This is a genomic window from Candidatus Poriferisodalis sp., assembly GCF_965208895.1.
In the GTDB taxonomy this organism is placed as follows: Bacteria; Actinomycetota; Acidimicrobiia; order Acidimicrobiales; family Poriferisodalaceae; genus Poriferisodalis.
In genome coordinates, this window is the sequence record NZ_OZ242363.1 from 4,321,433 (window position 1) to 4,335,749 (window position 14,317).

At 66.3% G+C, this 14,317-nt stretch carries 9 protein-coding genes; 3 read left to right on the plus strand and 6 right to left on the minus strand.

The window, feature by feature from the left end:
• The first annotated feature begins 152 nt into the window (after positions 1-152).
• On the plus strand, positions 153-2,267 hold the full coding sequence (uvrB, locus tag ACOGJB_RS19430) for an excinuclease ABC subunit UvrB (RefSeq protein ID WP_419838717.1): 2,115 nt from the start codon (positions 153-155) through the stop codon (positions 2,265-2,267).
• Between the two features lie 11 nt (positions 2,268-2,278).
• On the opposite strand, the gene ACOGJB_RS19435 is transcribed toward uvrB, so the two are convergent.
• Positions 2,279-3,370 (minus strand): S-(hydroxymethyl)mycothiol dehydrogenase, encoded by a 1,092-nt coding sequence (locus ACOGJB_RS19435; protein ID WP_419838718.1) that lies wholly within the window; start codon positions 3,368-3,370, stop codon positions 2,279-2,281.
• 240 nt (positions 3,371-3,610) lie between these two features.
• Between ACOGJB_RS19435 and uvrA the strand changes: the two genes are divergently transcribed.
• Positions 3,611-6,484: an excinuclease ABC subunit UvrA gene (gene uvrA / locus ACOGJB_RS19440; protein WP_419838719.1), complete on the plus strand. Its 2,874-nt coding sequence runs from the start codon at positions 3,611-3,613 to the stop codon at positions 6,482-6,484.
• A 41-nt stretch (positions 6,485-6,525) separates the two neighbouring features.
• Here uvrA and ACOGJB_RS19445 read toward each other — a convergent pair whose 3' ends face one another.
• From ACOGJB_RS19445 to ACOGJB_RS19465, 5 genes are all read right to left on the minus strand, one after another.
• The gene (locus ACOGJB_RS19445; protein ID WP_419838720.1) at positions 6,526-8,862 is read right to left on the minus strand and encodes an ATP-binding protein; all 2,337 of its coding nucleotides are present in this window, start codon (positions 8,860-8,862) and stop codon (positions 6,526-6,528) included.
• Entirely contained in the window at positions 8,859-10,160 is a 1,302-nt protein-coding gene (locus ACOGJB_RS19450) for an ABC transporter substrate-binding protein (RefSeq protein ID WP_419838721.1), read from the minus strand. The genes ACOGJB_RS19445 and ACOGJB_RS19450 overlap by 4 nt, the downstream gene beginning before the upstream one ends.
• 58 nt (positions 10,161-10,218) lie before the next feature.
• On the minus strand, positions 10,219-10,647 hold the full coding sequence (locus ACOGJB_RS19455; protein WP_419838722.1) for an ATP-binding protein: 429 nt from the start codon (positions 10,645-10,647) through the stop codon (positions 10,219-10,221).
• Between the two features lie 91 nt (positions 10,648-10,738).
• A complete protein-coding gene (locus tag ACOGJB_RS19460; protein ID WP_419838723.1) occupies positions 10,739-11,914 on the minus strand; it encodes a PP2C family protein-serine/threonine phosphatase in 1,176 nt (391 codons plus the stop codon).
• Between the two features lie 8 nt (positions 11,915-11,922).
• Positions 11,923-12,258, minus strand: a complete 336-nt coding sequence (locus tag ACOGJB_RS19465; protein ID WP_419838724.1) for an STAS domain-containing protein — start codon at positions 12,256-12,258, stop codon at positions 11,923-11,925.
• A gap of 163 nt (positions 12,259-12,421) precedes the next feature.
• Here ACOGJB_RS19465 and uvrC point away from each other — a divergent pair, with 163 nt between their 5' ends.
• On the plus strand, positions 12,422-14,278 hold the full coding sequence (uvrC, locus tag ACOGJB_RS19470) for an excinuclease ABC subunit UvrC (protein ID WP_419838725.1): 1,857 nt from the start codon (positions 12,422-12,424) through the stop codon (positions 14,276-14,278).
• Positions 14,279-14,317: the final 39 nt, after the last annotated feature.

Sequence of the window (14,317 nt, forward strand, 5' to 3'; positions counted from 1 at the left end):
AGTATTCATCTGGTGAGTGGTCAGCGCGGCAGGATAACCACACCGGATGGCGTCAGTGGGTCAATTTCGGCGCCGGCGTCGCAACAGTGTCCCCCCGCGGGCAAGCCGACGCCGGCGGGATGGTGACGCGTCCCAGCCCTAGCCTCGGGATCATGGCATCGGTCTCGACAGCCCCGCGGCACGCCGACTCGGGGCGGGACGAATCTCGTCAGGCCCGGCCGTGGCTGCCGGCGCCGACTGCTGCGTACCCGTTTCGGGTGGAGGCGGGCTTCGAGCCGGCCGGTGACCAACCGCGCGCAGTGGCCCATCTGGCCGATGGCATCAGCCGCGGCGAACGGTTCCAGACGCTGCTGGGCATCACTGGCTCGGGCAAGAGCGCCACGATCGCGTGGACGATCGAACGCACGCAGCGTCCGACGCTGGTGCTGGCGCCGAACAAGTCTTTGGCGGCACAGCTTGCGAACGAGTTCCGCGAGTTCTTTCCCGACAATCGTGTGGAGTACTTCGTCTCCTACTACGACTACTACCAGCCCGAGGCATACATGCCGGCCTCGGACACCTACATCGAGAAGGACTCCAGCGTCAACGATGAGATCGACCGTCTGCGGCACTCGGCCACCGCCGCGCTGCTGACGCGGCGGGACGTCATCGTGGTGGCATCGGTCTCTGCCATCTACGGGCTCGGTGCACCCTCGGAGTATCTGCGCCAGATGCTGTACCTGAGGGTCGGCGAGACGGTCGATCAGCGCGCGGTGTTGCGCCGACTCGTCGACATGCAGTACGAGCGCAACGACATGAATCTCGTGCGGGGTCGGTTCCGGGTACGCGGCGACACGCTCGAGATGCACCCGGCATATGAGGAGTTCCTCGTGAGGGTGGAGCTGTTCGGTGACGAGATCGATCGGATCAGCCGCATCGACCCGGTCACCGGTGAGCGCCTGGGCGATCTCGAGGAGGTCACCGTGTTCCCTGCGTCGCACTATGTCACCGGCGAGGACAAGCTGCGCGTGGCGATCTCCAAGATCGAGGCCGAGCTGGCGGAACGGCTGCAGCAATTCGAGAAGGAGAACAAGCTGCTCGAGGCGCAGCGGCTTCGCATGCGCACCGAGTACGACCTGGAGATGCTGGGCGAGCTGGGCTACTGCAACGGCGTCGAGAACTACTCGATGCACCTCGACGGCCGGGTCTATGACGAGCCGCCGTACACATTGCTGGATTTCTTCCCCGACGACTATCTCCTCGTCATCGACGAGAGCCATGTCGCGGTGCCCCAACTGCACGGCCAGTTCGCCGGCGACCGACGCCGCAAGGACACCCTCGTGGAGCACGGCTTCCGGCTGCCGTCGGCTCGGGACAACCGGCCGTTGCGCTTCGACGAGGTGATGGACCGGCTGAATCAGGTCGTCTTCTTGTCAGCGACGCCGGGGGAGTATGAGCTGCGGACGAGTTCTCAAGTGGTGGAGCAGATCGTCCGCCCGACCGGCCTGGTGGATCCCGAAATCGTCGTGCGCCCGACGCAGGGCCAGATCGACGACCTGATGGGTGAGATCGAGCGGGTCACCGAACGGGGCCATCGGGTGCTCGTGACGACGCTCACCAAGAAGATGGCCGAAGATCTCACCGACTACTTGCTGGAGTTGGGCGTCAGGGTGCGGTACCTGCACAGCGAGATCGACACCATCGAGCGGATTGAGATCCTCCGTGACCTGCGGCTCGGGCACTTCGACGTGCTGGTGGGCATCAACCTGCTGCGAGAAGGCCTCGACCTGCCCGAAGTGAGCTTTGTCGCCATCCTCGACGCCGACAAAGAGGGATTCCTGCGCAGCGAGACGTCGCTCATCCAGACCATCGGGCGAGCAGCGCGCAACGTGGACGGTCAGGTCGTGATGTACGCCGACGCGTTTACGCCCTCGATGCACCGTGCGGTATCGGAGACGAACCGGCGCCGCGGCCTGCAGCAGGCATACAACGCGGAGCACAACATCGACCCCCAGACGATCCGCAAGGCGGTCACTGACATCCTCGAAGTCCTCAGAGGCCCAGCAGAGACGGCCCCGGTCCCAGAGAAGCTGGCCTCAGGCCGAGTGAACGCAGAAAAGGTCCGAGCCGCGTACGGCGACCTGCCATCAGACGACCTCACACGGCTCATCGCCTCGCTGGAAGAGGAGATGGCCGAAGCAGCGGCAGACCTCAGATTCGAATACGCAGCCCGCCTCAGAGACGAGCTCAGAGAACTGCGCCGAGACCTCCGAGACGCCAGCGCCTAGAGAACGACTGCCTAGAGAACGACCACGGAGCGCAGGACCTCGCCGCGCTCCATCTTCTCGAAGGCCTCCTCGACGCCGGCAATCCCGATCGTCTCGCTGACGAACTTGTCGAGCGGCAGACGATTCTGCAGGTGAAGATCGATCAGCATCGGAAAGTCCCGGCTCGGCAAGCAGTCGCCGTACCACGAGCTCTTCAGCGACCCGCCCCGACCGAACACCTCGATCAACGGCAGCTCAATCTTCATCGTGGGATTCGGCACCCCGACGAGCACGACAGTGCCTGCCAAGTCACGGGCATAGAAGGCCTGCTCGTAGGTCTGGGGCAGTCCGACAGCCTCGATGGCCACATCCACGCCGTTGCCTCCGGTCAGCTCACGGATTGCCTCGACAACCTCGTCGTTGCTCATGCCTGACGAGTCGATGGCGTGCGTAGCACCGAATTCTTGGGCCCATTCGAGTTTGCGGCTGTCGATGTCGACGCCGATGATGGTGTGCGCTCCCGCAAGACGCGCCCCACAGATCGCAGCGTCGCCCACGCCGCCGCAACCGAACACCGCCACGCTGTCGCCCCGGCCTATTCCGCCGGTGTTCATTGCAGCTCCCAAGCCGGCCATCACTCCGCAGCCAATGAGGCCAGCGACCTCAGGCGGCGCCGCAGGATCCACCTTGGTGGCCTGTCCTGCTGCGACGAGGGTTTTCTCGGCGAATGCACCGATGCCGAGCGCGGGAGAGAGCTCGACGCCGTCGAGGCTCATCTTGCGTGCTGCGTTATGGGTCGCGAAGCAGTACCAGGGGCGACCGCGGTCGCAGGACCGGCAGTCTCCGCAGACTGCCCGCCAGTTGAGAACCACAAAATCGCCCACGGCGACACTCGTGACACCCTCGCCGACCTCGGACACCACGCCCGCTGCCTCGTGCCCAAGCAGGAATGGGAACTCGTCGTTGATAGCGCCTTCGCGATAGTGGAGATCGGTGTGGCAGACACCGCAGGCCTGCACGTCCACGATCACTTCGCCGGGCCCGGGGTCGGGAATCGTGATGGTCTCGACGCTGACCGGCTCGCCGACAGCCTTCGCCACGACTCCTCGTACTTCGTATGGCATGACGGCCCCCAGTTCGCTCTCCGGTGATCTGCCCCGACGGCTCGTGCTGAGTATCGGCACTGTCGCAGCACCGCATGCACGGTCCGCTGCGCGCGATCGCGACCCTAGTTCTGCCGATCGGCGCGACGGTCAAGGCGTGCTCTGAGCGCCGAACGAACTTGTGTTTGTTTCCGGGATGCACGGCGGGGGCACGGGTAGGCTCGCCCTGCATGGATGGGCGCCAAAGGAACAGTCCGCAGCATGGGTGAGCTGCTGATCGTCCGCGGCGCGCGGGAGCACAACCTGCGCAACGTCGATGTCGAGTTGCCCCGCGATCGCATGATCGTGTTCACCGGGCTGTCGGGCAGCGGCAAGTCGTCGCTGGCATTCGACACCATCTACGCCGAGGGGCAGCGCCGTTATGTCGAGTCGCTGTCGGCCTACGCGCGCCAGTTCCTGGGCCAGATGGACAAGCCCGATGTGGATTTCCTCGAGGGTTTGTCGCCGGCCATCTCTATCGACCAGAAGAGCGCCAGCCGCAACCCGCGTTCGACTGTCGGCACGATCACCGAAGTGTTCGACTACCTCCGGCTGCTCTACGCCCGAATCGGCGTGCAGCACGATCCGCAAACCGGTGAGGTGGTCGAGCGCCAGACGTCCCAGCAGATCGTGGACCGGATCATGGAGATGCCCGAGGGCTCCCGATTCGAGGTGCTCGCCCCGGTGGTGCGCGGCCGCAAGGGCGACTACCACACGCAGCTCGGCGACTTCGCCCGGCAGGGCTATGCACGCGTGCGGGTCGACGGCGAGGTGCTGGATCTAGGCAGCGTCGATGAGATCGAGCGACTCGATCGCTACGTCAACCATGACATCGAGGTCATCGTCGATCGGCTGGTGATCCGTGGCGACATCGAACAGCGCCTGACCGAATCGGTCGAGGCGGCGCTGGGCCTCGCTGACGGGCATGTGTGGATCCACCTCGTTCCGCACAGCACAGTGCCCTCGGGAGACGGCGGCGCCCCCGACGATTCGCCCGAAGTGCTGACGTTCAGCCAGCACCTGTTCTCGCCGGGCACGGGACGCTCTTTCGAGGAGCTGGCGCCCCGCAACTTCTCGTTCAACTCTCCCTACGGCGCATGCCAGACCTGTGATGGCCTCGGCACCCGGTACGAGGTCGACCCGGAGCTTGTCGTGCCGAACACGGAGCTGTCGGTGGCGGCTGGCGCACTCGCCCCGTGGGCAGGGTCGACCGGCAAGTGGTTCACCCGGCTGCTCGAGGCCGTTGGAGAACAGCACGCCATCCCGCTCGACGTGCCGTGGGCTGAGCTCGAAGCCCAGCAGCGCAAGCTGCTGCTCGACGGCGCCCCGGCTGGCGAGCAGATCACCGTGCGCTACCGCAACCGCTACGGCCGCTCGCGCAGCTACACGACCCGCTACGAGGGCGTCATCCCGTTCTTGCGCCGCCGCCATGCGGACACCGAGAGCGACTGGTCACGCAACCGCATCGAGGGATACATGCGCGAGGTGCCGTGCGGAACCTGTCACGGCGCGCGGCTCAACGAGGTGTCGCTCGCCGTGCGGGTCGCCGGCCGGAACCTCTTCGAGCTCTGCTCGGCGTCGATCGGCGAGGCAGCGAAGATCGTCGACGGGCTCGAGCTCACGCAGCGGCAGCGCATCATCGCAGCCCCGATCATCAAGGAGATCGACGCACGGCTGAACTTCCTGCTCGACGTCGGCTTGGACTACCTGACGCTGAACCGTTCAGCGGCGACGCTGGCAGGCGGCGAGGCCCAGCGCATCCGGCTGGCGAGCCAGATAGGCAGCGGGCTCGAAGGCGTGCTGTACGTGCTCGACGAGCCGTCCATCGGGTTGCATCAGCGTGACAACCGCCGCTTGATCGACACGCTTCTGCACCTGCGCGACCTCGGCAACACCGTGCTGGTCGTGGAGCACGATCTCGAGACGATCTCGGTGGCGGACTGGGTGGTGGACATCGGCCCCGGCGCCGGCGAGCACGGCGGTGAGATCGTCTACAGCGGGCCCACCGACGGGCTGGCGGGCGCGCCGGGCTCGGTGACGGGGGAGTACCTCTCCGGCATCCGGGAGATCCCGACGCCGCCGGCGCGCCGGCCCCGCGGCAACGACCGGCTGGTCGTCCGGGGGGCGCGAGAGCACAACCTGCGCAAGATCGACGTGGAGTTCCCGCTGGGCTGCTTCATCTGCGTGACAGGCGTGTCGGGCTCAGGCAAGAGCACGCTGGTGAACGACATTCTCTACAAGGCGCTGATGCAGCGGATCTACTCCTCCAAGGGAGTGCCCGGCCTGCACACGGCGATCGAAGGCGCCGAGGCGCTCGACAAGGTCATCGACATCGACCAATCGCCTATCGGCCGCACGCCGCGCTCGAACCCCGCCACCTACACCGGCGTCTTCGACCACATCCGCAAGCTCTACGCGGCCACGAACGAGGCGAAGGTGCGGGGCTACCTTCCCGGCCGGTTCAGCTTCAACGTCAAGGGCGGGCGTTGCGAGGCCTGCTCGGGCGACGGGAACATCAAGATCGAGATGCACTTCCTGCCCGACGTGTATGTGCCCTGCGAGGTGTGCAAGGGCGCTCGCTACAACCGCGAGACGCTCGAGGTCCGCTTCAAGGGCATGACCATCGCCGACGTGCTGGCCATGCCCTGCGAGGACGCCCTCGAGTTCTTCGCGGCGCAGCCGCCCATCCGGCGCCACATGCAGACGCTGGTCGACGTGGGCTTGGGCTATATCCGCCTGGGACAGCCCGCCACGACGCTGTCAGGCGGCGAAGCACAGCGGGTCAAACTCGCCAGCGAGCTGTCGAAGCGTTCCACCGGCCACACGATCTACATCCTCGACGAGCCCACCACCGGCCTGCACTTCGAGGACATCCGCCGGCTGCTGGGCGTACTCGACCGGCTGGTGTCGGGTGGCAATACCGTGGTGGTCATCGAGCACAACCTCGATGTCATCAAGACCGCCGACTGGATCATCGACTTGGGGCCTGAGGGCGGAGTCGGCGGCGGCACTGTGGTGGCCGCAGGAACGCCGGAGCAGGTGGCTCAGGCCCCCGAATCGCACACTGGTCGGTATCTGGCGCCGCTGGTCGGCTGAACTGTCCGGTGAGACAGTTCACCCCCGTCAGGCCGGGGTGATCATGTCGCCGCTGCGGTGCCCTCGGTCTCGGCGGCCTCGACGAGCACCGACCGTTCGAGCGGCAACTCCACGGTGAACTCGGTGAACTCGCCTGGCTCGCTCTCCACCGAGATCTGGCCGCCGTGGCCACGAATGATGTCGTTGGTCATCGCCAAGCCCAGCCCTGTGCCCTCGCCGGTGGGCTTGGTGGTGAAGAACGGCTCGAAGATCCGCTGCACGACATCGGGCGGGATGCCGCTGCCGTTGTCGCGCACCTTGATCACTGCCGACTCATCGGTTCGTCGAGTGCTCAGCCGGATGGTAGGGAAGTAAGTCGAGTCGTCGCCGTCACCGTCGGTGACGATCTTGCCGGGCTCGCCCCCGAGTTCCCGCCATCGTCCGTTGGCCGCATAGCCGGCATTGCTCACCAAGTTGAGAAACACGCGGCCCATGTCCTGCGGGATGACCTCCAACTCGCCCATCTCGGGATCGAAGTCGCGTTCGATGGTCACATTGAAGTCCGGATCCTGCGCCCGGGCGCTGTGGTAGGAGAGCATGGCGTGCTCGTCGAGCAGGGCGTTGATTTCGACGGGGCGTGATTCGCCGCCGCCGCGGCCCATCATGAGCATGCTCTCCACGATGCGGTTGGCCCGGTCGCCGTGCCCGCGGATGCGGGTCAGGTTCTGCTTGAGGTCGCCGGTGATCTCGGCGATGTAGCCGGCTTGGTCCTCGGGCGGCTCGGGATCTGCGATTGCTTCGAGCAGCTCTTCGAGCAGCTCGTCGGACGATTCGGCGAAGTTCTTCACGAAGTTCAGCGGATTGCGGATCTCGTGGGCGACGCCGGCAGTGACCTCACCGAGCGCCGCGAGCTTCTCGTTCGCAACGATCTGGTCCTGTGCGCGGTCCAAGTCGGCGAGCGTCTGGGAGAGCTGTTCATTGCGCTCGCTGAGCTGACCGGCGAGCTCTTCGACCAAGTTGAGCCGCTGGACTTCGAGCGCAGCCTTGCGGAAGTGCTCCAGAGCGTCGGCCATCTCGGAGACTTCATCACGTCCGCCGGCATCCACCGGCGACTCCAAGTCGCCGCCGGCCAGCGCCCTCATGCGGTCGGACAGCTGGGCGACCCGCCGCAGGATGCGCCTGCCCACGAACAGCCAGCTGAAGGCCAGCACACCGACGACGCCCACGATGCTGATCACGACGAGCAGCACGCGTCCGGTGCTGACCGCTTGTGCCGACGCCGCGGTAGCGGCGTCCACGCTGGCCTGCACTGCGCCGACGAGCGACTCGATCTCGTCCACGAGACCAACGCCGAGGTCTTGGTTCTGGGCGAGCAGGTCTCGCTGGTTCTCCGAGATCTGGAGGGCGCGGAACATCACGTCGAAGACGCCGCCGTTGCCGAGACCGAGCGCGATCAACTGGTTCACCGTCGGGCGGAGCTCGTCGCCGCCGCGCTCGTCGAGCGCAGCGAGGTTGATCTCGATGCGGTCCCTGGCAGATTCGAAGCTCTCACGAAGCGGTTCGATCAGCGCTGATTCTGAGGCGCTGAACGCCCCTGCCAGCAAGGCGTCTACCTGTGAGACGTCACCGCTCAATGCCGACCAGCGCCGATAGGCCAGCACCTCGGCTTCGGATCTGTGGATGGACTCAGGCGCCGGCGGGGTCCACAGCTGTCGCCGTCCCTCGACCAGGAAGAAGAGCTGGTCGTCGAGTGCGGGCACCAGCTGGTTGGCCAGCTCACCGACTGCGGCGTCGGTCCCCGCTCGCAGAGCCCGTGCCTGCTCGCGCAATTCGAAGAACTCGGGCATCTCCGCCTCGATGGCGTCGATGTTGGAACTGAGCTGGGCGGCGTCGCTGCGCATCTCGCCGAGCCACATGGAGCCGGCGCCGCGGTTCCACAGCAGGTCCAGCTGTGTCTCGAACTCGCTGCGCGCTGCGGCGATCTCAGCGACAACAGTCTCGTAGTCCTCAGGCGTCGAAGCCGTGAGCCGCGGCCCGCCAGCCACCAGCCGATTGCTCGCCTCTGCGACGCCCAAAGCCGCGTCCAGCTCGGGAATGGCCCCTTCGGTGACCTCGCGCTCCGCCTCGCCGACTCGGGTGAACGAGATCCATGCGACGACGCTCGCTGCCAGCGTCAGCAGCAATGGCACTGCGATGCCCGCGTACATCTGTGTGGAGATCCGAAGGTGAAGCGCGGGCTTGCGGTATCCGAATGTGCCGCCTGACTCAGCGGCGGCCGCGCCGGCGGCATCGGCGGGCGGCGAACTCGCCGCAGGCTCGCCCTGTGCGGTGGCCGTATCGGGGTCATCGCTGACGCCGTTGCCCCCAAGCGCCTCCTCGGCGGATTCTGCAGGCGTCACGGCTCAGTGCCTGTGAGCGTGTCGAGCGGGTGGTAGGCGCCGTCGGATCCGATTCGGGTGACGAACACTGCATCAGAGCCCTGGTTGTCCTCGGTGATGCTCGCGCCGTCGCCGAAATGCATGTTGAAGCCGTCGATGTCGAGCTGTTCGGCGCCTAAGATCGCGTTCAGGAAGCACCGGCGCGTCACCGAATTGCCGCATTCCTCCAGTCCGGTAATGGCAAGCCTGCCGGCGATGTAGCCCTCCAGCGACACGAAGCCGGGCACCGGATTCGGCTCTACATGGTCGAACTGGAGGTGCAGTGTGCCTACATGTTCCAAGGCTGCCTGATAGGCCCTGACGACCGGTATGGATTCGTCGAGCGGGAACGGCACCACCTGTGTGACGAGCACGCCCTCGCCGACCGCGCCGAGTTGGTCGGCGAGGGCGTTCGAGCCGACGAACGACAGCGTGATGAAGACGGGGTCGAAGCCGGTGTTGCGCGACCACGAGATCAACGTGCCGACGGGCTCGTATGCACCGACCATGATCACCGCTTCAGGGTCGCCTGCCTTCAGGTCCAGCAGGGCCGTCTTGATGGCGGTGGTGTTGCGCGGGTAGAAGCCGATCGCGACGGGCTCCATGTCGCGTCGTTCGAGGGCGGCGAGTGCGCCGAAGTACCCCGCTCGGCCGAAGGAGTCGTCCTGGAAGAGCACGGCAATGCGCTCGATGCCCAAGTCGGCGGTCAGGCGTTCCACCATTTCCTCGGTCTCCTGGGCGTAGGAGGCACGAAGGTTGACGATGTTGGACCAGTCGTCGTTGCGCAGAAAGCCGGCCCCGGTGAACGGCGCCACGTAGGGGATGCTCGCCGCGGCGGCCACGGGGGTCGCGGAGCGCGAGGTCGGCGTTCCCACGGCGCCGATCAGCGCGAACACGTTCCCGCTCTCGATGAGGGCAGTCGTGTTCTTGATGGCGTCGTTGGGCTCGTACCTGTCGTCGAGCGATGTCAATTCGAGCCGTCGCCCGTTCACCCCCCCGGCCCGGTTGGCCTCTTCGAAGGCGGCCAGGATTCCCAGGCGCATGCCAACGCCGAGTTCCGCTGCCGGACCGCTCAGCGCAGCCGATTGCCCGAACACCACCCGGTCGGGATAGACGCCGGTCTCGTCGTTGAGCGCATCGGGGACGGTGGGGCGTGCCGGAGCGACGATCGCACCCGGCGCGTCGGCACCGTCTCGCGCCGGATCGCTCACGGCATCGCTGCAGGCACTGAGCCCCGCGGTGACGCCAGCGACGACGCCGAGGGCCGCAACCGCCCGCATCGTTGCTGAGGCGCCTGCGCGCCGACGTGCTGGCAGGCGCGAGCGCATCGGCGTCCCGTCAGCCGCCAGCCCGTGCGACCAGCGTCAGGTGGTTCTTGCCGTCGGCGTGCTTGTATGCGAGGTCTTCGGCCATGGTGCGCACGAGGTGCAGGCCCAACCCGCCGATGGATCGCTCCGCCAGCGGCAGTTCGGTGCCGGGGTCGGTGTTGTCGGTAAGCGGATCAAACGCGGCCCCGTCGTCGACCAAGGTGATCGCCACCGAGTTCTCGCCGCTCTCCAGCGTGATCTCGATGTCGCTGAGCCCGCTGGTGCGCCCGTGGGTGAGCGTGTTCAAGATGAGTTCTTCGAGGATGAGGTTGGCCCGCAAGACGAGATCTGGCGCCCAGTCGTCCAGCTCGGCGAGTTCCTCCACGAACGCCACGATGCGTGGGAGCGCCTCGGCTGCAGCAGCGCCGGGCACTGGTGTGATGTTCAGCGAACGTCGCATGATCGGTGCTCCGTAGTGGGGGCGTCCCGCAGCGCCGCCGCGGCGCTCGGGAGCAAGTCTGTGCGGTCCTCGGCACTGCTCGGCTGCGGTCTCACGGCGTGGCGCTCCGGTGCAGAGCCAAGCAGGTGATGTCGTCCGACGCGGGTGCTTCGCCGGCGAACTCGGCGACCGCTTCGAAGATGGCGCTCATGGCTTGCTTGGCATCTCGAGGCGGGCTGCCTTCGAACATTCCCAGCAGTCGCTCGGTGCCGAACTCTTCCTGCTCGACGTTCATCGCCTCGCTGACGCCGTCGGTGTACAGCACCAAGGTTTCGCCGGGTGCCAGCGTCAGCGTGTTCTCGGCCAGGTTTGCAGCGAACACTGCCTCGGGGACGATGCCCAATGCCATGCCGCCGGTGCCGGGCATCTGGGTGGCGGTGCCATCCGCGTGAACGACCACCGGCGGGTCATGCCCGGCAGTTGCGTAGGTCACCTCGCCGGTGCGGGGCTCGTAGACGGTCATGATGACGGTCACGAACATGAACGTCGGGTTGTCGGCCTGCAGTACACGGTTGGCCTCGATCAGCGCCTCCCGCGGAGAACCCGTGCCGATGGCGGCGCCCTTGAGCGCCGTCCGGCTCGACATCATGAACAGCGCAGCGGGGATGCCCTTGTCGGACACGTCGGCGACCGTCGCGAACATCCGGTCGTCGGGCACCGCGACGTAGTCGTAGAAATCGCCGCCGACATTGCGTGCGGGCACCATGTTGGCGTTGATCTCATATGCGGCCGTCACCGGGAAATCGTCGGGAAGGATCGACTGCTGCACGTTCGAGGCGATGTCGAGCTCGTTCTGCAGCGTCACGAGCTTGTCGCGTGACGCCGTGGCCTCTCGCCACTGCCGCAGATGCTCGACCGTGCGTTCGATGGTGATCTGCAGGTCGTCGAAGTCGACCGGCTTGGTGACGAAGTCGAAGGCCCCCCGGTTCATGGCGGTGCGGATGTTGCCCATGTCGCCGTATGCGGAGATGATCACCGCCCGCAGGTCCTGGTTCAGCGAGCCGAGCTGAGACAGCAGGGTCAGCCCGTCCATCTGGGGCATGTTGATGTCGGAGAGCACCAAGTCGATGGTGTCGTCGGCTCGCAGCTTGTCGAGCGCCTCCAAGCCGTTTCCTGCGAACTCGAATTGGTACTTGCCGCTGCGGATGTGTCTCCGCATCCGCTGCAGGACGAGCGGCTCGAGATCGGGCTCGTCGTCGACGACGAGGATGCGCCAGGGCTGCGACATGGGCGTGGCTAGGCCAGCTGGGCCTTCGCCTCGTCGAGCGTCCCGAACACCGTGATGATCTGATTGAAGCCGCTGATGCGGAACACTTCATCGACCGAGGCTGCGAGGGAGCAGACGGCGAAGGGCGTCGAGTTGCCACCGAGATGCTGTGCGACGAGCAGCAGGACGCGCAGGCCGGCGCTGCTGATGTAGTCCATGGCTCCCATGTCGAGGATGACGCGATTGTCGTCGTCCGACAGAGCGGCCATCAGGACCTCGTGGAAGTCCGCGGAGTTCGATCCGTCCACGCGGCCCGCGGGACTGATCACGTTGGTGCCTGCGTCCCGCTCCTGTGCGAGTTCCATATTGTGCAGCCTCCTGCGCAGCTACGAGATGCGGTTCTGCCGCATCATGCCAGTCCTCGGGAATGCCAGTTCGACACCCCGCAGTCCGGGCCTTTCGTCGGCGAAACTTACTACACGCCTTCCCGGTATCCACCCATCGGGCTCAGTCTCATAGCCTGCGAGCGTGGGTCTGCGCCCGGAGGGGGGATCGGTACCGGATACGCCGGGGAGCTACCAATTCCTGGACGCGGACGGTCGCATCATCTACGTCGGCAAGGCCAAGAGCCTGCGCTCCCGGCTGAACAGCTACTTCGGCGATCCCGCCGGACTGCATCCGCGCACCGCCCAGATGGTCGCCACGGCTGCATCCGTCGAGTGGATCGAAGTCTCCACCGAGGTCGAGGCGCTGATGCTGGAGTACAGCCTCATCCAGCGGCATCAGCCGAGGTTCAACGTACGGCTGCGAGACGACAAGTCGTACCCGTTCCTCGCGGTCACCCTCTTGGACGAGTGGCCCCGGGCGATGGTGATTCGGGGTCGGCGTAAGCGCGGGAACCGGTACTTCGGCCCGTACGGCCACGCATATGCCATCCGTGAGACGCTCGACCTGCTGCTGCGGACGTTCCCGATCCGTACCTGCAGCGACAGCAAGCTGAAGACCCATCAACGGCTCGGCCGGCCGTGCTTGCTGTACCACATCGAGCAGTGCGCTGGACCCTGCGTCGACGAGATCGACGCAGACTCCTACGACCGGCTCGTGCGGGATCTGGTCCGTTTCCTCGAGGGGGACACCGAGGCCATTGTCAATGATCTCGAACAGCGCATGGCTGACGCATCGGCGGAACTGGAGTTCGAGCTGGCTGCGCGGCTGCGGGACCGCTTGGGCAGCGTGCGGCGCGCGATCGAGAAGCAGCAGCTTGCCGGCACCCGGAACGAGGACTTCGACGTCATCGGCATCAGCGACGATGAGCTCGAGGCGGCCGTCCAGCTGTTCTTCGTGCGCAAGGGGCGGGTGATGGGCCAGCGCGGCTTCGTGGTGGACAAGGTCGAAGCGCTCGACGGTCCCCAGCTCGTCTCCCGGGTGCTGTCGGGGCTGTATCACGAGGAGAATCCGCTGGGCTGGCCGAAGCTGGTGCTCGTCCCCGAATTGCCCGCAGAGACCGGCTTGTACGAGCAATGGCTGAGTTCGGCGCGAGGCTCTCGGGTGACGCTGCGCATCCCGCAGCGGGGCGACAAGCGCGCATTGATGGACACGGCGTGCCACAACGCCCGCGAATCGCTCGCGCGGCACCGGCTGCGCCGCGGCAGCGACCACAACAGCCGCGCCCGCGCGCTGAACGAGTTGGCAGAGCACTTGGAGTTGCCGCAGCCGCCGCTGCGCATTGAGTGCTACGACATGAGCCACCTGCAGGGCACGCACTATGTGGGGTCGATGGTGGTGCTCGAAGACGGCCTGCCGCGCCGCAGCGAGTACCGCCATTTTCGGCTTCGCAATGTCGAGGGCAACGACGATTACGCAGCCATGGACGAGGTGTTGCGTCGGCGTCTGCGGAATTACCTGGCCGAGCGCGATCTGCCTGCGGCTGAGCAGGGACGGTTCGCCTACCCGCCGCAGCTGCTGGTGGTGGACGGCGGCAAGGGTCAGCTCAGTGTTGCGGCGGCGGTGCTCGACGAACTGGGGCTGGGGGAGGAGATCCCGGTGTGCGCGCTCGCGAAGCAGTTCGAGGAGGTCTTCGTGCCGGAGCGTTCGGAGGCGGTGCGGATCCCGCGGCAGTCAGACGCGCTGTATCTGCTGCAGCGGGTGCGCGACGAGAGCCATCGATTCGCGGTGTCCTATCACCGCAGGCTTCGCAGCAAGGCTCTCAAGCGCGGGGTGCTCGACGGAATCGCCGGTCTGGGGGACAAGCGGCGAGCACGCCTGGTGCGCGAATTCGGAGGCGTCGGCGCTGTGAAATCGGCGTCGCTTGCAGAACTGCAGGAGTTGAGCTGGCTGCCCGATGCTGTCGCCGAGGCGGTCTACGCCGCGACCCACCCGAGTTAGGAAGGCGCGCACAGCCATGAATTTCCTGTTGCTGCACGG